At 73.0% G+C, this 19,805-nt stretch carries 21 protein-coding genes and 1 tRNA gene; 13 read left to right on the forward strand and 9 right to left on the reverse strand.

Going from position 1 to position 19,805, the window contains the following annotated elements; all coding sequences use genetic code 11:
- The first annotated feature begins 263 nt into the window (after positions 1-263).
- The 11 genes from CP976_RS37185 (at position 264) to CP976_RS37235 (ending at position 9,539) form a co-directional block, all read left to right on the forward strand.
- Positions 264-2,513, forward strand: a complete 2,250-nt coding sequence (locus tag CP976_RS37185) for an ATP-binding protein (protein WP_190146910.1) — start codon at positions 264-266, stop codon at positions 2,511-2,513.
- Positions 2,514-2,581: 68 nt separating this feature from the next.
- A complete protein-coding gene (locus CP976_RS37190; RefSeq protein WP_010044671.1) occupies positions 2,582-3,016 on the forward strand; it encodes a roadblock/LC7 domain-containing protein in 435 nt (144 codons plus the stop codon).
- Positions 3,017-3,018: 2 nt separating this feature from the next.
- A complete protein-coding gene (locus tag CP976_RS37195; protein WP_010044672.1) occupies positions 3,019-3,390 on the forward strand; it encodes a DUF742 domain-containing protein in 372 nt (123 codons plus the stop codon).
- On the forward strand, positions 3,368-3,997 hold the full coding sequence (locus CP976_RS37200) for a GTP-binding protein (RefSeq protein WP_150484272.1): 630 nt from the start codon (positions 3,368-3,370) through the stop codon (positions 3,995-3,997). The genes CP976_RS37195 and CP976_RS37200 overlap by 23 nt, the downstream gene beginning before the upstream one ends.
- Positions 3,998-4,058: 61 nt before the next feature.
- A complete protein-coding gene (locus CP976_RS37205; protein WP_150484273.1) occupies positions 4,059-4,631 on the forward strand; it encodes a GAF domain-containing protein in 573 nt (190 codons plus the stop codon).
- Between the two features lie 185 nt (positions 4,632-4,816).
- Positions 4,817-5,845: an L-threonine 3-dehydrogenase gene (tdh, locus tag CP976_RS37210; RefSeq protein ID WP_150484274.1), complete on the forward strand. Its 1,029-nt coding sequence runs from the start codon at positions 4,817-4,819 to the stop codon at positions 5,843-5,845.
- Positions 5,846-5,878: 33 nt separating this feature from the next.
- Positions 5,879-7,072, forward strand: coding sequence for a glycine C-acetyltransferase (locus tag CP976_RS37215; RefSeq protein ID WP_150484275.1), 1,194 nt, complete (start codon positions 5,879-5,881; stop codon positions 7,070-7,072).
- Positions 7,073-7,103: 31 nt separating this feature from the next.
- Positions 7,104-8,006, forward strand: coding sequence for a LysR family transcriptional regulator (locus CP976_RS37220; protein ID WP_150484276.1), 903 nt, complete (start codon positions 7,104-7,106; stop codon positions 8,004-8,006).
- Positions 8,007-8,052: 46 nt separating this feature from the next.
- Complete coding sequence (locus tag CP976_RS37225) at positions 8,053-8,625, forward strand: helix-turn-helix domain-containing protein (protein ID WP_150484277.1); 573 nt, start codon at positions 8,053-8,055, stop codon at positions 8,623-8,625.
- Positions 8,622-9,149 (forward strand): GNAT family N-acetyltransferase, encoded by a 528-nt coding sequence (locus tag CP976_RS37230; protein WP_150484278.1) that lies wholly within the window; start codon positions 8,622-8,624, stop codon positions 9,147-9,149. Before CP976_RS37225 ends, CP976_RS37230 begins: the two co-directional genes overlap by 4 nt.
- A 30-nt stretch (positions 9,150-9,179) precedes the next feature.
- On the forward strand, positions 9,180-9,539 hold the full coding sequence (locus CP976_RS37235; protein WP_167537495.1) for an MmcQ/YjbR family DNA-binding protein: 360 nt from the start codon (positions 9,180-9,182) through the stop codon (positions 9,537-9,539).
- A 13-nt stretch (positions 9,540-9,552) separates the two neighbouring features.
- Here the strand turns inward: CP976_RS37235 and CP976_RS37240 are convergent, their stop codons facing one another.
- Together CP976_RS37240 and CP976_RS37245 are read right to left on the reverse strand one after the other, a co-directional pair.
- Positions 9,553-10,464 (reverse strand): transketolase family protein, encoded by a 912-nt coding sequence (locus tag CP976_RS37240; protein ID WP_150484280.1) that lies wholly within the window; start codon positions 10,462-10,464, stop codon positions 9,553-9,555.
- Between the two features lie 29 nt (positions 10,465-10,493).
- Positions 10,494-11,195: a thiamine pyrophosphate-dependent enzyme gene (locus CP976_RS37245; protein ID WP_150484281.1), complete on the reverse strand. Its 702-nt coding sequence runs from the start codon at positions 11,193-11,195 to the stop codon at positions 10,494-10,496.
- 136 nt (positions 11,196-11,331) lie between these two features.
- Here CP976_RS37245 and CP976_RS37250 point away from each other — a divergent pair.
- A tRNA-Pro gene (locus CP976_RS37250) sits at positions 11,332-11,405 on the forward strand.
- A gap of 71 nt (positions 11,406-11,476) precedes the next feature.
- Here CP976_RS37250 and CP976_RS37255 read toward each other — a convergent pair.
- The 7 genes from CP976_RS37255 to CP976_RS37285 all read right to left on the reverse strand — a co-directional run bounded on the left by CP976_RS37255 (position 11,477) and on the right by CP976_RS37285 (position 18,372).
- The gene (locus tag CP976_RS37255) at positions 11,477-12,508 is read right to left on the reverse strand and encodes a glycoside hydrolase family 43 protein (RefSeq protein ID WP_150484282.1); all 1,032 of its coding nucleotides are present in this window, start codon (positions 12,506-12,508) and stop codon (positions 11,477-11,479) included.
- 32 nt (positions 12,509-12,540) lie between these two features.
- Positions 12,541-13,077: an NUDIX hydrolase family protein gene (locus tag CP976_RS37260; protein WP_150484283.1), complete on the reverse strand. Its 537-nt coding sequence runs from the start codon at positions 13,075-13,077 to the stop codon at positions 12,541-12,543.
- A gap of 75 nt (positions 13,078-13,152) precedes the next feature.
- Positions 13,153-14,292 carry an amidohydrolase family protein gene (locus CP976_RS37265; protein ID WP_150484284.1) on the reverse strand — a complete coding sequence of 380 codons (1,140 nt, stop codon included), beginning with the start codon at positions 14,290-14,292 and terminating at the stop codon, positions 13,153-13,155.
- A gap of 1 nt (position 14,293) precedes the next feature.
- A complete protein-coding gene (locus tag CP976_RS37270) occupies positions 14,294-15,697 on the reverse strand; it encodes a type I glutamate--ammonia ligase (protein ID WP_150484285.1) in 1,404 nt (467 codons plus the stop codon).
- 32 nt (positions 15,698-15,729) lie between these two features.
- Entirely contained in the window at positions 15,730-16,542 is an 813-nt protein-coding gene (locus tag CP976_RS37275) for an SAM-dependent methyltransferase (RefSeq protein ID WP_150484286.1), read from the reverse strand.
- 136 nt (positions 16,543-16,678) lie between these two features.
- A complete protein-coding gene (locus tag CP976_RS37280) occupies positions 16,679-17,503 on the reverse strand; it encodes a hypothetical protein (RefSeq protein WP_150484287.1) in 825 nt (274 codons plus the stop codon).
- A 110-nt stretch (positions 17,504-17,613) separates the two neighbouring features.
- Positions 17,614-18,372 (reverse strand): response regulator, encoded by a 759-nt coding sequence (locus CP976_RS37285; protein ID WP_150484288.1) that lies wholly within the window; start codon positions 18,370-18,372, stop codon positions 17,614-17,616.
- Between the two features lie 178 nt (positions 18,373-18,550).
- Here CP976_RS37285 and CP976_RS37290 point away from each other — a divergent pair, with 178 nt between their 5' ends.
- Entirely contained in the window at positions 18,551-19,723 is a 1,173-nt protein-coding gene (locus tag CP976_RS37290) for a sensor histidine kinase (protein ID WP_150484289.1), read from the forward strand.
- Positions 19,724-19,805 lie beyond the last annotated feature (82 nt).

Raw genomic sequence — 19,805 nt, forward strand, 5'->3', positions numbered from 1 at the left:
ACGTGCAGGCGCAAGGCGGACGAGGGAGTCGACGCGAGGGGGATTCCCGCTGCCCGCGCACGACCGACGCCGGTACGGGCGCCGCCGTGGTGGCCTCCTCCGGCCCCGGGCAGCGCACGGACTCCGGACGCGGTGGTGCCGGGCGGGAGCGGGGGGAGCCCGGGCTGACGGCCCGGAGTGCGCGGAAGCGACCCCGTGAGCCCGGTCGTACCACCGCAAGCCCCCCTGGCACCCAGGACCGACGGACCAGTTCGAGGACACCGATGTCGCACCTCCGCGCCCCGGCCGCACGCGCCGACCGCCGTGAAGGCGGGCGGCACGGGCGGCCGGCCGCCCGCACCGCACCCGCGCTGCCCGAGACCCATATACGGCCCCAGCTGCTGCGTCTCGCCGTGCTGCCGCCCACGGCCGTCGCCCTCAGCGGCTGTGCCGCCGTCCTCTTCACCGTCCGGTCCACCGGAGCGCGGCCGGGGCCGATGCTGTGGGCCGTGCTCGCCGGGGCGGTCTCGGTGACCCTCGTCGGCATCGTCGTCGCCGCGGTGGCCGCCAACCGGGCCGCCCGGTCCGTGCACGACCGCATCGGTGTCCTGCGCCGCACCACCGCACGGCGCGAGGCCGACCTGCGCGCCCTGGTCGAGACGCTGCGCCGCGGCGACGGACCGCCGCAGCTCGGCCCGCCGGCCGGTCACCGCGGCGGCCCCGCCGAGGGCGCCGACGACTTCGAACTCCTCGCCGCCGACCTGAACCGTGCGCACGACGGCGCCGTCAGCGCCGTCGTCCAGGCCTCGCAGCTCTCCAGCCAGGCGGGCAGCGAACAGAAGCTCGAGGTGTTCGTCAACCTCGCCCGGCGCCTCCAGTCGCTGGTGCACCGCGAGATCTCCATCCTCGACGAGCTGGAGAACGAGATGGAGGACCCCGACCTGCTCAAGGGGCTCTTCCACGTCGACCACCTCGCCACCCGCATCCGCCGTCACGCCGAGAACCTCGCCGTGCTCGGCGGGGCCGTCTCCCGCCGCCAGTGGAGCAACCCGGTCCCCATGACCGAGGTGCTGCGCTCGGCCATCGCCGAGGTCGAGCAGTACTCGCGGGTCAAACTCGTGCCGCCGATCGACGGCACCCTGCGGGGACACGCCGTGGCCGACGTCATCCACCTGCTGGCCGAACTCGTCGAGAACGCCACGGTGTTCTCCGCCCCGCACACCCAGGTGCTGCTGCGCGCCAACCTCGTCACCTCCGGGCTCGCCGTCGAGGTCGAGGACCGTGGACTGGGCATGCCCCTGGAGGAGCAGACGCGGATGAACGCGCTGCTCGCCGACCCGGACCAGGTGAACGTCGCCCGGCTCCTCGCGGACGGCCGCATCGGGTTGTTCGTCGTCTCGCAGCTGGCCAGGCGGCACGGCATCACCGTCCGCCTCCAGAGCAACATCTACGGCGGGGTGCAGGCGGTGCTCGTCGTGCCGCAGGCGCTGCTGGGCGCGGAGGCGGGCGCGCCCGGGGGCACCGGGCAGCCGGAGGGCGGGGCGGGCGGTACGGATCGCCCGGCCGTACCGCTGCGGCAGACCCGGCAGAACGGACAACAGGAACAGCTCGGGCAGTCCGCGGCCGGGGCGGGAGACGGCGCGGCATCCAGAGGGACGTCCCGAGCCGAGGGGACCGTGTCCGGTGGGGCCGGGCTGGGAAGCCCGCCCGAGGCCGGATCCGCGCCCGCGTCGGTGTCCTCGGTGGGGTACGGATTCCCGTCCGGGGCAAGTGCCGCGCCCGAAGCACTGCCGCCTGTCCCGCCCGCCGTATCCCGGACGCACCGGCAGGAGGTCGAACGGGGCTCCGGCGGAAGCCCGCAGAGCGGTCGGCCCGCGCCCCTGCCCGTGCGCGGGACCCATCGGGAGCGGCCCAACCCGGCCGAGGCGAGGCCCGGTATCAGTGCCGACGACCGGCGCGTCCTCGCCGAGAACGTGACCACGCCGCCGACCCCGCGCAACGGCACCGTGCGCGGCACCATGGGCAAGCCCCAACTGCCCCGCCGCCGCGCCCAGGAGCACATCGCCCCCCAGCTGCGCGACGGTCCCACGCCGCGCCAGGACTCCGACCACCTCGTCAGCCACGACCCCGGCCTGATGGCGGCCTTCCAGCGCGGCATCGGCCTCGCCGAGGCCCAACAGCACATGGAGGCCGGGAACATGGAGTGGGGCGACATGGAGCCGACGCACACGGAGTCGACGTACAGGGAGCCGACGCACACGGAGTCGGCACACGTGGGGCCGGTACACATGCAGCCGCCCCACAGCGAGCCCGCACACCGGGAGTCCGAACACCGGGAGTCCGCACTGAGGGAGTCCGCACTGAGGGAGTCCCCACACAGGGACCCGATCCCCATGGAGCCGGTGCACACCGAGTCCCTCCCCACCGTGGACGCGGCCCGTACCACCGAGGCGCACGGCGCCCGGGACGGTGTGACCGCGTCCCGCCCCGACCACAGCACCACCCGGCACGACGGGAGCGCACCCGCCGGATGACCACCCCCGTTTCCACCCCCACCCCCAGCGCTCCCGCAGACCTTCGTACCCCAAGGAGTCGATCCACCATGGCGAGCGATGCGCCGACCGCCCATGTTTCCGATCTCGACTGGCTGATGAGCGGCCTCGTGCAGCGCGTACCGCACACGACCGCCGCGGTGCTCCTGTCCTGCGACGGACTCGTGAAGTCCGTGCACGGCCTCGACCCGGACAGCGCCGACCACATGGCCGCCCTGGCCTCCGGCCTGTACTCCCTCGGCCGCAGCGCCGGCGTCCGCTTCGGCGACGGCGGCGACGTCCGGCAGGTCGTGGTCGAACTGGCCTCGACGCTGCTGTTCGTCACCACCGCCGGCTCCGGAACCTGCCTGGCCGTGCTCGCCGGCCGCGAGGCCGACGCGGCCGTCCTCGGCTACGAGATGGCGATGCTGGTCAAGAGCGTCCGCCCGTACCTGGTCACCGCTCCCCGCCAGCAGTCCGTCGAATCCCCGGCGATGAGGCCTTGAGCGTGGCGGCGGCCGGTGACGGGCCCTGGCTCGACGACGCGGCCGGGCGGCTGGTGCGCCCGTTCACGGTCAGCAACGGCCGCACCCGTCCCACCGTCGCGCTCGACCTCATGTCGCAGGTGATGGCCACTGGGGCGACCCCCCTCGGCTACCTCGGCCCCGAGCACGCGCAGGCACTCGAGCGGTGCAGTGTGCCCGTCGCGGTCGCGGAGGTCGCCGCCCATCTGAAGCTGCCGGTGGCCGTCACCAAGGTGCTGCTGGCGGACCTCGTCGACTGCGGGGCGCTGACCACCAAGCCCCCCGCGTTCCACCACAACCCGACGGACCGGGCCCTTCTGGAGGCAGTGCTCGATGGACTACGACGACAGCTCTGACTACGCCGACGCTTCCGGCCACGGCGGCGATCCCTTCCCCACCGCCCTCAAGATCCTGGTGGCGGGCGGGTTCGGCGTGGGCAAGACGACCTTCGTCGGCGCGGTCAGCGAGATCGCGCCGCTCAGCACGGAGGAGCTGCTCACCACCGTCAGTGCCGCGACCGACAACCTCGACGGCATCGAGAACAAGGTCGAGACGACCGTGGCCATGGACTTCGGCCGCATCACGCTCGACCCGAGACACGTGCTGTACCTGTTCGGCACCCCTGGCCAGGAGCGGTTCTGGTTCATGTGGGACGAGTTGTGCGAGGGCGCGCTCGGTGCGGTCATCCTCGCCGACACCCGCCGCCTCGAGGAGTGTTTCGCGGCCGTCGACTTCTTCGAACAGCGCGGCCTCGGCTTCATCGTCGCCGTGAACGAGTTCGACGGCGCCCACCGCTACGACCCGGAGGAGGTGCGCGCGGCCCTCGATCTCTCCGACGAGATCCCCGTCGTGTGCTGTGACGCCCGGATCTCCAGCTCCGGGGTCCAGACCCTGCTGACCCTCGTGCGTCATCTCATCGCCCATACGCCCGCCCCCACGACGGGGTATGGCGCCCACATGTGATCCTCCAACACCCGCCAGGGAGCCCGTATATGACGCATGCCCACAGTCCGGGAGGACGCCCATGAGCTACGACCCGCCGCGTCCGGCCGGTCGTCTACTGCTCACACCCGAGGACAAGGAGGCCCCCGCCCGAGCCGGCCGACTGCGCCTGCTGGGGCTGGGGGAGCGCCCCGAACCCGCACTCGACGCCTTCGCGCACCGCCTCGCCGAGTTCACCGGGGCGCCGTACGCCATGGTCAACTTCCCGGACGAGCGGGGCCAGTTCTACGCGGGGCTGCACGTTCCGGCCATCGCGCCGGTGGTGCGGAGCGACGGCTCCAGCCCCCGGGTGGGCCGTACTCTGCCCCGCGACCATGGTTTCTGCCCCCATGTGGTGGCGCGACGCAAAGCGCTGGTCCTGGAGGACGTCCACGACTATCCGCGGTTCGCGGGCAACCCGGTGGTCGACGAGTTCGGTATCCGCTCCTACCTGGGAGCACCCCTCATCGACGGTACGGGCCTGGTGCTGGGCACGGTCAGCGTCGCCGACGTCGGGCCCCGGCCGTGGGGGAAGCCGGGCCTGACGGCCATCAAGGAACACGCCGCGCAGCTCGTCGTACAGCTGGAGGGCTGGGACGGCAGGCTGCCCTACTGACACGCCCCGGGTTTCCGCGGCGCACCCGGGCGGGCGTGAAGGAAAGCTGAGGCGCCGCTTAAGAAAACCTCGATGGACCGGTGCGGCCGCCGTACGGCAGATTGCTGTGCGATTCCACTCCTTTCCCGGCCCAGGGGCACCTTCGGCGTGCCCGGACCCGGGACTCACCCCCTGGAGCCGTAGCGGTGAAGGCGCTGGTCAAACAGAAGGCGGAGCCCGGATTGTGGCTCGCGGACGTCCCGGAGCCCGCCGTCGGGCCCGGAGACGTACTGATCAAGGTGCTGCGCACCGGTATCTGCGGCACCGACCTGCACATCAGGGCCTGGGACGGCTGGGCGCAGCAGGCGATCCGCACCCCGCTGGTGCTCGGCCACGAGTTCGTCGGCGAGGTCGTCGGGACCGGGGGGGACGTCACCGACATCGCCGTCGGCGACCGGGTGAGCGGCGAGGGCCACCTGGTGTGCGGCAAGTGCCGCAACTGCCTGGCCGGCCGCCGTCACCTGTGCCGGGCCACCATCGGGCTGGGCGTGGGCCGGGACGGTGCGTTCGCCGAGTACGTGGCCCTGCCCGCCGCCAACGTCTGGGTGCACCGGGTGCCCGTCGACCTCGACGTGGCCGCGATCTTCGACCCGTTCGGCAACGCCGTGCACACCGCGCTGTCGTTCCCGCTCGTCGGCGAGGACGTCCTGATCACCGGCGCGGGCCCGATCGGCCTGATGGCCGCCGCCGTGGCCCGGCACGCCGGAGCCCGCAACGTCATGATCACCGACGTCAGCGAGGAGCGGCTGGAACTGGCCCGCAAGATCGGTGTCAGCCTCGCGCTCAATGTCGCCGGCGCCACCATCGCCGACGGGCAGCGCACGCTCGGCCTGCGCGAGGGCTTCGACATCGGCCTGGAGATGTCCGGCCGCCCCGAGGCCATGCGGGACATGATCGCCAACATGACGCACGGCGGCCGGATCGCGATGCTCGGCCTGCCCGCGCAGGAGTTCCCCGTCGACTGGGCCCGGATCGTCACCTCGATGATCACCGTCAAGGGCATCTACGGCCGCGAGATGTTCGAGACCTGGTACGCGATGTCCGTGCTGCTGGAAGGCGGCCTCGACCTCGCGCCCGTGATCACCGGCCGCTACGGCTTCCGCGACTTCGAGGCGGCGTTCGCCGACGCGGCGAGCGGCCGCGGCGGCAAGGTCATCCTCGACTGGACCGCGTAACTCCCCCTCACGCCAAGCACTTCAGGAGCCCTCATGTTCGACTCCGTGCGCGACGACCTGCGCGCCACCCTCGACGAGATCCGCGCCGCCGGACTGCACAAGCCCGAGCGCGTGATCGGCAGCCCGCAGTCCGCCACCGTGAACGTCACCGCGGGCGGCCGGCCGGGCGAGGTCCTCAACTTCTGCGCCAACAACTACCTCGGCCTCGCCGACCACCCCGAGGTCGTCGCCGCCGCCCACGCGGCCCTGGACCGCTGGGGCTACGGCATGGCCTCCGTCCGCTTCATCTGCGGTACGCAGGAGGTGCACAAGGAGCTGGAGGCGCGGCTGTCGGCGTTCCTCGGCCAGGAGGACACGATCCTGTACTCCTCCTGCTTCGACGCCAACGGCGGTGTGTTCGAGACGCTGCTCGGCCCCGAGGACGCGGTCATCTCCGACGCGCTCAACCACGCGTCGATCATCGACGGTATCCGGCTGTCCAAGGCCCGCCGCCTGCGGTACGCCAACCGTGATCTGGCCGAGCTGGAGGCCCGGCTGAAGGAGGCCTCCGACGCGCGCCGGAGGCTGATCGTCACCGACGGCGTCTTCTCCATGGACGGCTACGTCGCCCCGCTGCGCGAGATCTGCGACCTCGCCGACCGCTACGACGCGATGGTCATGGTCGACGACTCGCACGCCGTCGGCTTCGTCGGCCCCGGCGGCCGCGGTACGCCCGAGCTGCACGGCGTCATGGACCGCGTCGACATCATCACCGGCACCCTCGGCAAGGCGCTCGGCGGCGCCTCCGGCGGCTACGTCGCCGCCCGCGCCGAGATCGTCGCCCTGCTGCGCCAGCGCTCCCGGCCGTACCTCTTCTCCAACACCCTCGCCCCGGTGATCGCGGCGGCCTCCCTGAAGGTGCTCGACCTGCTGGAGTCGGCGGACGACCTGCGCGTCCGGCTCGCCGAGAACACGGCCCTCTTCCGCGGCCGCATGACCGAGGAGGGCTTCGACGTGCTCCCCGGTGACCACCCCATCGCCCCCGTGATGATCGGCGACGCGGCGGTCGCCGGGCGCATGGCGGAGCTGCTGCTGGAGCGCGGCGTGTATGTGATCGGCTTCTCGTACCCGGTCGTGCCGCAGGGCCAGGCCCGGATCCGCGTCCAGTTGTCGGCCGCGCACTCGACCGAGGACGTCAACCGCGCGGTCGACGCCTTCCTGGCGGCACGGGCGGAGCTGGCCGGCTGAAAAACACCGGCGACCTGAGAGAATCGATCGCATGATCGAAGCGCGGCGGCTCCACATCCTCCGTGCGGTGGCCGACCACCGTACGGTGACGGCGGCTGCCGCCGCGCTGTATCTGACCCCTTCGGCCGTGTCCCAGCAGCTCGCCGCGCTGGAGCAGGAGACGGGGCACCGGCTCGTCGAGCGCGGCGCCAAGGGCGTACGCCTCACCCCCGCCGGCGAGATTCTGCTCAGCCACACCAACGCGGTCCTCGCCCAGCTGGAGCGGGCCGAGGCGGAGCTCGCCGCGTACAGCTCGGGAGCGGCCGGCAACGTCACGGTCGCCTCCTTCGCGACCGGCATCGTCCTGGTCGTCGCGCCCGCGGTGGCCCGCCTCGCCGAGTCGGCGCCCGGGATCCGCATCCGCGTCCAGGACGCCGAGGGCGACGCCAGCCTGCCGATGGTGCTGGACCGCCAGGTCGATGTCGCCGTCGCCGTCGAGTACCGGGGCGCCCCCGCCGCCGACGACCCACGGCTGACCCATGTGCCGCTGTACGCCGAGCCCTTCGACGCGGTCGTGCCGGTCACCCACCGTCTGGCCGACGCGGCGGAGGTCCCGCTCGCCGAACTGGCCAAGGACTCGTGGATCGGCCCGTACCCCGGCAACCCCTGCCACGACGTGGTGGTTTTGGCCTGCGAGAACGCCGGCTTCCAGCCCCGGATGGAGCACTCCTCGGACGACTTCCGCGCGGTCGTCGCCCTCGCCTCCGCCGACGCGGGCGTCGCCCTCGTGCCGCGCTCGGCACTGCGCGGCATGGACCTCGCCGGAGTGGTCGTCCGCCCCGTCGACGGCACGGCCCCCACCCGGCGGGTGTTCGCCGCCGTACGCCGGGGAGCCGAGGAGCATCCCCTGATCCGCCCGGTGCTGGACGCGCTCGGTGCGGCGGCCCAGGTGTGAGGACTCGTTAACGGGGTCGTCTCATATCCGGGATAGCGTCCCGCATATGAGAAACGACGGCATCGACGCGGTCGACACCCGGCTGGGCGCCCGCCTGGCCGAGCTGCGGACCGAACACGGCTACTCCCTGGGCGAGTTGGCCGACCGCAGCGGAGTGAGCCGGTCCACCCTGTCCCGGGCCGAACGGGCGGAGATCAGCCCCACGGCCTCCCTCCTGAACCGCCTGTGCGCCGTCTACGGGCGGACCATGTCCCAACTGCTCAGCGAGGTCGAGGCCGAACCGGCCCCCGTGGTGCGGACCGCCGACCAGCCCGTCTGGCAGGACCAGGCCTCCGGCTTCGTACGGCGATCCGTGTCACCACCGCACGCCGCACTGCGCGGCGAGCTCGTCGAGGGATGCCTCACCGCCGGCGCCGACATCGCCTACGACCGTCCGCCCGTGGCCGGTCTGGAACAGCACATCTGGGTCCTGGAAGGGGCGCTCGACGTGACCGCGCAGGACACCGAACACCGCCTGGGCGCCGGTGACTGCCTGAGGATGCGCGTGTGGGGCCCGACCCGGTTCCGGTGCGCCGCTCCCGAGGGCGTCCGGTACCTGCTGGCGGTGGTGCGGCCGTGATCCGTCTGGACCGGACTCAACTGCTCAAGTACGCCGGGGCGTTGGCGGACCTGCTGACCGACACCGTGAGCGGCGGTGCCTCGGTCGGCTTCCTCGCCCCGCTCGACCGTGCGCAGGCGCTCGCCTGGTGGCAGGAACGGGCCGCCGACGTGGCAGCGGGACGGCTCGCCGTGTGGGCGGCGCACGACGGGGACCGGGTGCTGGGCACCGTGAGCCTGGCCTTCCCAGCCAAGCCGAACAGCCGTCACCGCGCGGAACTCGTCAAACTCATGGTGCACCGGGACGCCCGCGGCCGTGGCCTCGGACGCGGGCTCCTGACCACGGCGGAGGGCGCTGCCGCCGAGGCCGGCGTCACCCTCCTCCACCTGGACACCGAGACCGGCAGTCCCGCCGAGCATCTGTACCGGTCCGCCGGCTGGACCGCGATCGGCGCGATCCCCGACTACGCGGCGAACCCCGACGGCGAGCTGCGCCCGACGACGATCTACTACAAGCGCGTACCGGCGACCGCTCTCACCAGGTGATTGTCAGTGGCGGCCGATACCGTGCCTGCCATGCCGGATGCCGAAGACGTAAGACGTATCGCTCTGTCCCTGCCGGACACGACGGAGAAGATCGCCTGGAGCATGCCCACGTTCCGGGTCGCGGGCAAGATGTTCGCCACGCTGCCGGAGGACGAGACGTCCATCGCCGTGCGCTGCCCGAAGGAGGAGCGGGACGAACTGGCGCTCGCCGAGCCGGAGAAGTTCTGGATCGCCGACCACGAGGCGCAGTTCGCCTGGGTGCGGGCCCGGCTCGACGCGCTGGAGGACGAGGGCGAACTGCGGGACATCCTGGCCGACTCCTGGCGCCAGGCCGCCCCGACCCGGCTCCTGGAGGCACACCCCCGGCTGGGCCTCGCGGCGGGGGAATGACCTCCTCTCGGTCTCACGCGGGAACCGCCGCCCCGACGAAGCCCCCGATGCGCTCCCGCAGCGACCGGGCGTCGAGGCCGTGGGCGGCGACATGCTCCTCCACCTGCCCGTACCGCCGCAGTTCGCGACGGCCCACGCCCAGCCCCAGCACCCGGTGCGGCACCTCGGACAGCGCGTCGTTGGCGGCCGCCGTCGAGGTGCCCGCCAGGTAGGGCTCGACGAGCACGACGTCCGTCCCGGCCGCCTGGGTGGCCCGGCGCAGGGCGCCCCCGTCGAAGGGGCGGACGGTGGTCGCGTACAGGACCGTGACGTCGAGGCCCTCCGTGGCGGCGAGCACCGTGTCGAGCATCGGCCCGACGGCGACCACGACACCGGAGCGCCCCTCGCGGACCGTGCGGAAACGCTGCCCGTCGACGGGCAGCGCCCGCCCGTTGGACTGAAGGGACAGCCGCACGTACACCTTGTCGTCGCCCGCGGCGACCGCGTGCCGCAGCAGCGTCTCGGCCTCGTCCGGGTGGCCCGGCACATGGACGGTCCAGCCGTCCAGGGTGTCGAGCAGCGCCACATCGCCCGGCGCCATGTGGGTGTAGCCCCCGGCCGGCCAGTCGAAGGAGGCGGCGGCGCTCACCAGCACCGCGCCCGCGTCCTGGTGCCCGAGATCCAGCTTGACCTGCTCGAAGGGCCGCTCGACGAGAAAACTGGCAAAGGTGTGCACGACGGGCCGCAGCCCGGTCAGCGCCAGCCCGGCCGCCGCCCCGACCAGGAGCTGCTCGCGGATGCCGACGTTGACGACCCGGTCGGGATGGCGGCGGGCGGCCTCGGCGAAGCCGTCCACGCCGATCTCGGCCAGGACCACGGCGACGCGGGGATCCTCGTCGAGCAGCCGGGAGACGACAGGGGCGAACCGGTCACGCATGGTGTCCATGGAGTTCTGCTTCCTTTCCGGTGGAAAAATCAGGCGGACTTGGGCTCGACCCGGGCCACGACCACGTGCGGGCGGCCCGGGTGCGGTGCGGTGAAGGCGGCGTACAGCGCCTCGTGGTCACGGCCGTCGACGGTCAGCGCGGACCAGCCCGCCGCCTCGAAGCGGGCGGCGATCCCGCCGGGCCGGGCGTATGTCGCGGAGGAGTTGTCGACGACGACGGTGTGCAGCCGGTCGAGCCCGGCGGGCCCGGCGAAGGCGATCGCCTCGTGGTTGCTGCCCTCGTCCAGCTCGGCGTCCCCGATCAGCGCCCACACCCGCGGCTCGTCGAGCCCCTGGGCGCGCAGCCCCAGTGCCGTACCGACGGCGATCGGCAGCCCGTGCCCGAGCGATCCGCTGCCGATCTCGGCCCCCGGCACGAGCGTGCGGTCGGGATGGTGGCCGAGGGGGGAGTCGTACGAGCCGAAGCCCGGCAGCCACTCCACCGGCACGAAGCCCTTGGCGGCCAGCACGGCGTAGTACGCCATCGGCCCGTGCCCCTTCGACAGCAGGAACCGGTCCCGCTCCGGGTCGGCCATCCGCTCCGGGCTCACCCGCAGTACCCGGTCGTACAGCACCCACAGCACGTCCAGCGTGGACGTCGCGGCCGGGCCGTGCTTCTCGTCGCCGGTCATCAGGCCCATGAGCCCCGGCAGGTCGGCGTACGTGTGTGTCATGTCCGTCGCGTTCGTCATGTGCACGAGCGTGCAACCTCAACCATTGTTGAGGTCAAGCGACGGATGCGCGGAAACGGATGCGCGATCACCGGTGCGAGTGCGGTATTGTTTCCCTGCGCGTTCGGCCGGGGGAATCCCCAGGTCAGGCGGGCAACGGGACGTGGCGCAGCTTGGTAGCGCACTTGACTGGGGGTCAAGGGGTCGCAGGTTCAAATCCTGTCGTCCCGACAGAGTCGACCAGCGGGTCTGCCGATATCGGCGGACCCGCTGATCGCGTTCGGGGCAGACGCCGGGCCGGGTCAGCCGCCCCCGTCGAGGTCGTCGCGCCGGCGCAGCACCTCCAGCTCGTGGCCGCGCAGTTCCATCTCGTACAGCTTCCCGCGGGCGTTCTCGAACGGCCGGTGCAGGATCATCATCAGCTGCCCGTCGAAGGTGCGGAACAGCATGCCGTGGCCGCTGTCGTCGCGGACCAGCGGCCGGTGCTGCCGCCACGGGCCCTGGATGTCCCCGGACCTCGACACGGCGTACGTCTGCACGTAGCCGCCGCTGATCGTGCCGTCCTGGCCGGCCGTGTTCTTCTCGTAGGTCGACCACAGCATGAGCAGGGACCCGTCAGGAGTGCGGTACAGCTGGGGGCCGTCGGTGATGTAGGGCGGGAGCTGGTGCGGCACTCCCGCGGGGATCTGCTCGGCGGTCCAGGGCGCGTCCGAGGCCTTGAAGAGGTACACCGGGTCGCCGACCGTCCCGGACAGGTCGGGGGCCAGCCGGACCGCCTCCATCGTTCCGTCGATCGTCTGGAGCCACTCGTGCGCGTACACCATCCAGGGCTGCCCGGACGGGTCGACGTACAGCGTGCCGTCGAGCGTCATGAGGCGCTCGGGCGGGACGGGGCGTGCCGGGTCGAGGACGGTGAACGGGCCGAGCAGTGAGTCGGAGACGGCCGTGACCGTGCCACGCATATGGGTCGGGGTCCGGAACGGGACACCCCACTGGTTGGGCGGTGGGACCGGGAGCGGCCGGTCCGCGTTGTGCAGGGTGGTGAAGAGGTAGTACCTGCCGTCCCAGGCGTGCACCTCCGGGGCCCAGGCGCCGTCCGTCGCCCAGATGCCCTCCTGCTCGGCGGTCAGGAACACCACGACGGGGCGCGTCCAGTCGCGCAGGTCGTGGCTGCGGTAGACCATCGTGCCGGTGCCGTCCACGCCCGACACCGAGGGGACGTTGGATGTGTAGAGGTGGTAGGTGCGCGGCGGTTCGTCGGCGACGACGAACGGGTCGTGCAGCGGCATGTCCGGCAGCCGCATCGGTGGTTCGGTCGCGTCGGGAAGCCGCATCGGCGAGGGTCCTCTCGTGACCGCCCGGGCGGTCAGATCGCGCAGCCCGCGTGGGCCAGCGCCTGCTTGAGCAGCACCCCGTGGCCGCCCGGCATCTCGCTCTGCACCGCCTCCGAGACGGCCTCCTGCGGGCTGAACCACACCAGGTCCAGCGCGTCCTGCCGGGGCCGGCAGTCGCCCGTCACCGGCACGATGTAGGCGAGGGACACCGCGTGCTGACGGGGGTCGTGATACGGCGTGATGCCCTGCGTCGGGAAGTACTCCGCGATCGTGAACGGCTGGAGCGACGCCGGGACGCGGGGCAGCGCGACCGGCCCGAGGTCCTTCTCCAGGTGGCGCAGAAGGGCGTCGCGGACGCGTTCGTGGTGCAGCACACGGCCGGAGACCAGCGTCCGGCTGACCGTTCCGTCGGGCCCCATGCGCAGCAGCACACCGACACTCGTGACTTCGCCGCTGTCGTCGACCCGGACCGGGACGGCGTCGACGTACAGGATCGGCATGCGGGCGCGCGCCATCTCCAGGTCGTCGGAGGACAGCCAGCCGGGCGTGGTTTCGGTCATGTCAGACATCGCTTGATCATACTTTCAGCCGTTCGGACTTCCTGGATAGCCGCTCGGGAGGAACTGTGACCGGCCACACGCCGTTCAACCGCCTCCCGGGGAGTCGTCCGGGAACCGGTAGACCCGCCGGGCGTTGTCCCGGCCCGCCCACCGGGCGATCCGCAGCGCGTCCGGCAGGGACAGTTCGTCGGCGTCCACCCGCTCCTGGAGCAGTCCCGCCAGGCCCTGCCGGAAGGCGAGTGCCCCGAGGTGGAAGAACTCCGGCACACCATAGGCGTCGGAGCTGTACAGCAGTTTGCGGAACGGTGTGATCTCCAGTGCTTCCGCCAGGACCGCGCCGGCCCGTGCGGGGCCCACGTGGTGGAGGGTGAGGCCGACGTCGAGATACACCTGCTCGAAGACCGCCGCGAGGTACGCGGCCTGCCGCTGGTAGGGCCAGCAGTGCAGCAGCAGGACCGGGACCGTCCCGGCGGTCAGGTGCAGCCAGTCCGTGAGGCGGGCCGGGTCGGCCCGGTGCAGCCGGATGTCGTTGTCGCCGAAACCGGTGTGCAACTGGAGCGGCAGACCGAGGTCGACGGCGGTCCACAGCAGGTGCCGTACGAGAACCGGGTCGTCCAGGCGGCCGCCGCGGGCCGTCCAGTGCCGGGCGGCGCCGGTGACCTCCGCGTCCGAGGGGCGGGCCGGGTCCAGGTCGAAGCCGGTGCGGTAGGCCGCCACCGACTTCACGCCCACCACGCGGGGCCGCCGTACGGCGGCCAGCGCCGCCGCCCGGAAGGCCTCCGCGTAGGCGTCCGGCTCGACCCCCGCGACCCGCACCGACTCGGCGACGCTCTCCAGCCGCACGACCTCGTACGCGGCCCCGCCCGCGGCCTCGGCGATCTCGCGCGGGGTGGTGAGCCGGTCGGGGGCGAAACCGGTGTCGACGCAGAAGACGTCCGTGCCCGAGGCGCGCAGGAAACGCCGCTGCACCTCGCGCCGGCCGAGCTCCGAGCGCCGGGCCAGGTACCGCTCGACGGGGGCGTGCCTGGGCAGGTCCAGCAGGGGAGCGCAGTGGCGGCGCACGGCCACGCCCACCGGGCTGTCGAAGGGCGAGACGCCCGGCCACGCGTCGCCCTCCGTGAGGAGCGGCTCGAAGGCCTCCCGGTCGAGATCGGCGGCCACCGTGCCGTGGCAGTGGTGGTCGACCAGGCTCAGCGCGTCGAGCGCTTCGCGGACCGCGCCCACGTCAGTACTTCCACCGGTATGCCGCCGCCACCTGGTCGTCGTCGAGCCCGGTGACGGACGCCAGCTCTCCGCGCCGTACGGCGATCACCGCGTCGGCCAGGACCGGGCCGAGTGCGGCCCGCAGCGTTTCGTCCCCGCGGAACTCCTCCACGGCCTGCTCCAGCGAGACCGGCAGCCGCCGTACGCCCCGGGCCGCCGCCTCCGCCCCGCCCAGCCGTGCCGGGTCCCCGGTGGTCTCCTCAGGCAGGGCGGCGGACGAGGTCAGGCCGTCCAGCCCGGCGGCGATCAGGGAGCCGATCGTGAGGTAGGGGTTGGCGGCCAGGTCGACGGGCTTGATCTCCAGATTCGCCGCCTGGTCGCGCAGGCCCGCGGTGCCGGTGACGACGCGCAGCGCGGTCTCCCGGGTCTCGTGGCCCCAGGCGGTGAACACCCCCGCCCACTGGGTGGGCCTGAGCCGCAGATAGCTGGCGGGGCTCGGCGCGGTCACGGCCGTGAGACCGGGCAGGTGGGCGAGGAGGCCGGCCGTGAACGACTCCGCCTCGGCCGTCATGCCGTACCGGCCCTCGCCCCCGGCGTGCAGATTGACCCCGCCGCGCCAGGCGGAGAGATGGACGTGCCCGCCGTTGCCGACGCCCTGCCCCACGACGGCCGGGGCGAAGGAGACGCGCAGCCCGTGCCGCCTGGCCACCGCGCGGACCGTCTGCCGCACCAGCACGCTGCGGTCGGCCGCCGCCACCGGGTCGACGGCACCCACCGTGATCTCGAACTGCCCGGCCGCGTACTCGGGATGGAGCTGTTCCACGTCGAGGCCCTGGGCCGCGCACGCCGCCAGCAGGTCCGCGGTGCAGTCGCCGAGCTCGACCTGCCGTGTGGCCCCGTACGCCGGACCGGTCGTCGCGGGGACGAACGCGTCACCCGGCGCGTCCCCCCGGGCCACGGTCCACTCAACCTCCACGGCGGCCTTGAACGTCAGGCCGTGCCGCTCGGCCGCCTCGGTGACGACGCGGCGCAGGAACGTGCGCGCGCAGCCGGGATGCCGCTCCCCGTCCTGCGTGACCCGGTCCACCGGCGCCCACGCCCAGCCGGGCTGCCCGGCCAGCACCACGAGCTGGTCGAGGTCGGGGTAGAGGCGCAGATCGCCGTCGGGGGAGCCGAGGACGTCGGTGGTGACGATGGAGTCGTTCGCCAGGAACGTGTCGAACACCGGGGACATGCCGACGCCCCAGGCCGCGGCGGAGGCGAGCCGGGCCGTCGGGACGGTCTTCACCCTGCCGATGCCCGCGGTGTCCACGTAGGACAGCACGACGCCGTGCACACCCCGCCCGGACAGCTCGCCGGACAGCGCGGTGGCCCGCTCGACATCGCCGGGACGCCCGCCGGGCACGGGATCGGCCAGGGTCGTCATACGTCCTCCTCGACGAAGGTGGGCGCCCGGCGTCAGGGCTTCACGGCCACCGCGCCGTACTGCGGCACCAGCACGGCCGAGCCGGCGTCGGCGCGCCACTGCCCGCACGACACCATGCCCGGCTCGAGCAGTTCCAGACCGTCGAGGAACGCGGCGATGTCAGCGCCGCTGCGGGCGGTGATCGGGGGAGTGGCGTTCTCGTTCCAGAACTTCATGGCCGGGATCTGGCCCGCGCCGCCGAGCTCGTCGTCGAACGTCGGATGCGTGAGGACGAGGAAGCTGCCGGAGGGGACCGCGGCCATCACACGGCGCACGATGTCCCGGGCCTTGTCCGTGTCCAGGACGAAGTTGAGGATGCCCAGCATCATGACGGCGACGGGACGGGTGAGGTCGAGGGTGTGCCCGGCCCGTTCGAGGATGGCGTCCGGGTCGTGCACGTCGGCGTCGATGTAGGCGGTGACGCCGTCGTCGGTGCCGGTCAGCAGGGTGCGGGCGTGCACCAGCACGATCGGGTCGTTGTCGACGTAGACGATCCGTGAGTCGGGCGCGAGCCGCTGGGCGATCTCGTGGGTGTTGTCCGCCGTCGGCAGCCCCGTGCCGATGTCGAGGAACTGCCGCACTCCGTGCTCGCCGGCCAGGAACGACACGGCCCGGCCCAGGAAGTCCCGGTCCGCCCGGGCGATGTCCCGGATGATCGGGAACATGCCGGCCACGTGCTCGCCGACCTGCTGGTCGACCTCGTAGTTGTCCTTGCCGCCGATCCAGTAGTTCCACACGCGCGCGTTGTGCGCCACACCGGTGTTCAGCCTCGCCGAGCCGCTCGGCGGGGTGTGGCTCTCACTCACGTCTCTTCCTCTCCTCGCACGAGCGACCGGTACCGGCCGTCGCCGTCATTGTGCCGTTCCGATGATCACGCTGTCCCGGGAATCGGCAGAGCCGGCGGGGCCGTCGGCGCGCGGCGGGGGAGGGCCGCCGACCGTGTTACTGGACCTCGCCGGGGTTCGGGGAGGGCGTCTTGCCGGCCAGCACGTCCTTCAGGCGCTGGGTGCCGAGCCGCACGGCCTGCTCGACGGAGTCGTCCTCGTCCCCGTCGAGCCCGCCCGCCGCGACGGTGATCGCGTCGTCGCCGACGCGTACGGCGGCGACGTCCAGGGCCAGTGTGGCCGGCGTGCCCCCGGTCGTGCCCCGTACCGTCACGCGCAGGCCCTCACGGGCGTCGCCCACGCCGGGCAGCGAGGTCTCGACGACCTGGACGGTGCGCTGTTCGCCGCCGTCGGTGACAGTGAACTGGTCGCATTTCTCCGGCAGGTTCGCCATCCAGTTCAAGGAGTCCTGCGGGTCGGTCCGTTGGTAGGAGGCGACCTGGTACAGCAGGCGCGAGTCGCCCTGCTCGAAGCCGCGCAGCTCGGACGCTCCGGACGGCCTGCCCAGCAGATCGTCGTCGAAGAGGGAGTCGAGGAGCCGCCGGCAGTCGGCGGCCTGGGCCTTGGCGGTGAGGAAGTCGGAGACGTCGACCCTGCCGACGAGCAGGCTGTCGTGCCAGTTCTCGGCCTCCGTGTCCTGGACCTGCGTCCAGTCGTCCTCGATGTCCGCCTCGGTGATCAGCGCGGTGCGGGCGCGGTCCGTGGTGAGGGTGGTGGTGGGAGAGGGGGTCTGCCGCTGCCCGGCGGCCTGTGACGCGGTGACGCCCGAGACGCGCGAACCGTCCGTGCCGCCGTCGTCCGAGCATGCCGCGGTGGCCAGCAGCGTGCCTGCCGCCAGGGCGGAGGAGAGAACGCGGACGAGCCGGTACGGACGACGGGTCATCGGGAGTGCCTCCTGGGAACGTGACGCGTGTCCTCAGGGCACCACCGGCACCGCAGGCCCACCACCGGCACCGGACTGTTCGGGTGAGCGCCTCCCGCTGCGCGGGCGCCTCACGCTCCGGCCCGGGCGTGCCCGTTCTGCCAGGCCCAGGCCGCGATCTCGACGCGGTTCCGGGCGGCCAGCTTGAGCTGGACGCTGGACAGGTGTGTCTTGACCGTGGAGAGGGAGACGTACAGTTCGGCCGCGATCTCGGCGTTGGTCCGGCCGAGGGCGACCAGGCGGACCACGTCCAGCTCGCGCTCGGTCAGGGGCTCCCGGAGAGGCGCCGCGGGGGCCGGGGGAGCAGGGGGCGCCGGCCGTGGCCCGGTGTCGGCGGCCGCCGGCTCGGTGACGTGCTTGAGCAGCCGGACCGTGACGGAGGGGGAGACCAGCGAGTCGCCCGCGGCGGCGGCCCGGACGGCCTCCGCCAGGAGGGTCGGCCCGGAGTCCTTGAGCAGGAAGCCGCAGGCGCCGCCGCGCAGCGCGCCGTACACGTACTCGTCGAGGTCGAACGTGGTGACCACGACCACCCGCATCGGGTCGGCGACGTCCGGTCCGGCCAGCAGCCGGGTCGCCTCCAGCCCGTCCAGCTTCGGCATCCGGATGTCCAGCAGGCACACGTCCGGCCGCTCGCGGCGGGCCAGCGCCACGGCCTCCTCGCCGTCGCGGGCCTCGGCGACCACGGTGATGTCCGGCTGGGCGTCGAGGAAGAACCGGAATCCCGTGCGGATCATGTCCTGGTCGTCCGCGATGAGCACCCGGATGGGAGCGCCGCGGCGGCCTGCGGCGCCGGGCTCGCCGGCCGGGCCGGGTGAGACGGGGGTCGTCATGGGTCGATCATGCCTCAGGGCTGGGACGGGGCAGGGGCGTCAGCGTACGTGCCGGATGAGGCTCCAGCCTCGCCCGCGGACCCGGGCGCGCGCCTCCGCCGAACGGCCAGGTCAGGGCGTCGGCTCCTCGGCCGTTCGGCCGATCCCGCCGCTCCCGGCCTCGCATACCGTGAGCCGCATGAGATCCACCTCTCCCCGGGGCTGTGTGCGGGGCTTCGGAGTCGGCCTGCTGCTGGCGGCCTCGGTCTTCGACCTGCTCATCGCGAACGGCCTCCGCGGCGCCCTCTGGCCGCCGGTGGCGGTGCTGCTCGTCGGGTTCGCCGCCGTGCTGTGGCCGGTAGACCGGAGGCCGCCGTGGCTCACCCCGCAGTCGCGCACCGCCGTGCCCGCCGTGGTCTCGGCGCTCTTCACGACGGGCGTGCTGCTGACCGGCCGCGCGCAGGAGCCGTTCGGGCCGGGCGAGGTGGTGATCCTGCTGAGCCTGCTGTTCATCGCCGTACGCCACTGCCCGTGGCCGTGGGCCCTGGTGTGCGGGGTGCTCGACGCGGTCGCCCTGCTCCTGCTGCCGGTGCGGTACTTCCGGTCGTCGCAGGACGAGGTGCTGGCGTACGCCCTGGTCGGGCTGGTCCTGGTCGGGCTCGTCACCGGGTTCGCCGCGTACCTGCGGTCCCTGGACTACCGGCGCACCGTCGCGGTCGGCGAGACCCGCCGCGCCGAACGCGTCGCCATCGCCGCCGACCTGCACGACTTCGTCGCGCACCACGTCACCGGGATCCTCGTGCAGACGCAGATGGCCCGCATGATGGCGGCCCGGCAGCCGCAGGACCTGGACCCCGTCCTGGCCGGCATCGAGCGCGCCGCGACCGAGGCGCTGGCGTCCATGCGGCGCACGGTGGGCGTGCTGCGCGACACCGGCCCGGAGGCCGCCGATCGCCGTCCCGTCGGCGACCTGGCCGCCGTCACGGACCTGGTCGAGGGCTTCGCGACCCCGGCGCAGAAGACCGTCCTGCAGCGTGACCCGGCCGTGTCCGACGACCTGCCTCACGAGGTGCAGGCCGCCGCGTTCCGGGTCGTGCAGGAGGCGCTGACCAACGTACGGCGCCACGCGGGCGACGCCACGCGGGTCACCGTCCGTCTGGCCCGCCCCGGCGACCGGCTGGAGGTCACGGTGACGGACGACGGCCACGGCGGCACCCAGCTCCCCGAGGCCGCCCACGGCGGCGGCTTCGGCCTCGTCGGCCTGACGGAACGGGTGACCGCGCTGGGCGGCGAGTTGCACGCGGGACCTCGCGGGGGTGCGGACGGGGGAGCGGGCTGGCAGGTGCGGGCGGTGTTCCCGGCAGGGAAGTAGTGGCGTCCGGGCTCCCGTGCGCTGTTCAATGAGACTGCACACGCAGTCCGGGAAGTGAAGCCGCACGCCACCCGAGAGGAGC

It is taken from the genome of Streptomyces coeruleorubidus (assembly GCF_008705135.1).
In the GTDB taxonomy this organism is placed as follows: domain Bacteria; phylum Actinomycetota; class Actinomycetes; order Streptomycetales; family Streptomycetaceae; genus Streptomyces; species Streptomyces coeruleofuscus.

Excerpts from the sequence above, each read along its gene's own strand:
- CP976_RS37185 (WP_190146910.1), top strand. The coding sequence starts at position 264 with ATGTCGCACCTCCGCGCCCCGGCCGCACGCGCCGACCGCCGTGAAGGC.
- CP976_RS37190 (WP_010044671.1), top strand. The coding sequence starts at position 2,582 with ATGGCGAGCGATGCGCCGACCGCCCATGTTTCCGATCTCGACTGGCTG.
- CP976_RS37200 (WP_150484272.1), top strand. The coding sequence starts at position 3,368 with ATGGACTACGACGACAGCTCTGACTACGCCGACGCTTCCGGCCACGGC.
- CP976_RS37205 (WP_150484273.1), top strand. The coding sequence starts at position 4,059 with ATGAGCTACGACCCGCCGCGTCCGGCCGGTCGTCTACTGCTCACACCC.
- CP976_RS37215 (WP_150484275.1), top strand. The coding sequence starts at position 5,879 with ATGTTCGACTCCGTGCGCGACGACCTGCGCGCCACCCTCGACGAGATC.
- CP976_RS37220 (WP_150484276.1), top strand. The coding sequence starts at position 7,104 with ATGATCGAAGCGCGGCGGCTCCACATCCTCCGTGCGGTGGCCGACCAC.
- CP976_RS37225 (WP_150484277.1), top strand. The coding sequence starts at position 8,053 with ATGAGAAACGACGGCATCGACGCGGTCGACACCCGGCTGGGCGCCCGC.
- CP976_RS37235 (WP_167537495.1), top strand. The coding sequence starts at position 9,180 with ATGCCGGATGCCGAAGACGTAAGACGTATCGCTCTGTCCCTGCCGGAC.
- CP976_RS37240 (WP_150484280.1), bottom strand. The coding sequence starts at position 10,464 with ATGGACACCATGCGTGACCGGTTCGCCCCTGTCGTCTCCCGGCTGCTC.
- CP976_RS37245 (WP_150484281.1), bottom strand. The coding sequence starts at position 11,195 with ATGACGAACGCGACGGACATGACACACACGTACGCCGACCTGCCGGGG.
- CP976_RS37255 (WP_150484282.1), bottom strand. The coding sequence starts at position 12,508 with ATGCGGCTTCCCGACGCGACCGAACCACCGATGCGGCTGCCGGACATG.
- CP976_RS37260 (WP_150484283.1), bottom strand. The coding sequence starts at position 13,077 with ATGTCTGACATGACCGAAACCACGCCCGGCTGGCTGTCCTCCGACGAC.
- CP976_RS37270 (WP_150484285.1), bottom strand. The coding sequence starts at position 15,697 with ATGACGACCCTGGCCGATCCCGTGCCCGGCGGGCGTCCCGGCGATGTC.
- CP976_RS37280 (WP_150484287.1), bottom strand. The coding sequence starts at position 17,503 with ATGACCCGTCGTCCGTACCGGCTCGTCCGCGTTCTCTCCTCCGCCCTG.
- CP976_RS37285 (WP_150484288.1), bottom strand. The coding sequence starts at position 18,372 with ATGACGACCCCCGTCTCACCCGGCCCGGCCGGCGAGCCCGGCGCCGCA.
- CP976_RS37290 (WP_150484289.1), top strand. The coding sequence starts at position 18,551 with ATGAGATCCACCTCTCCCCGGGGCTGTGTGCGGGGCTTCGGAGTCGGC.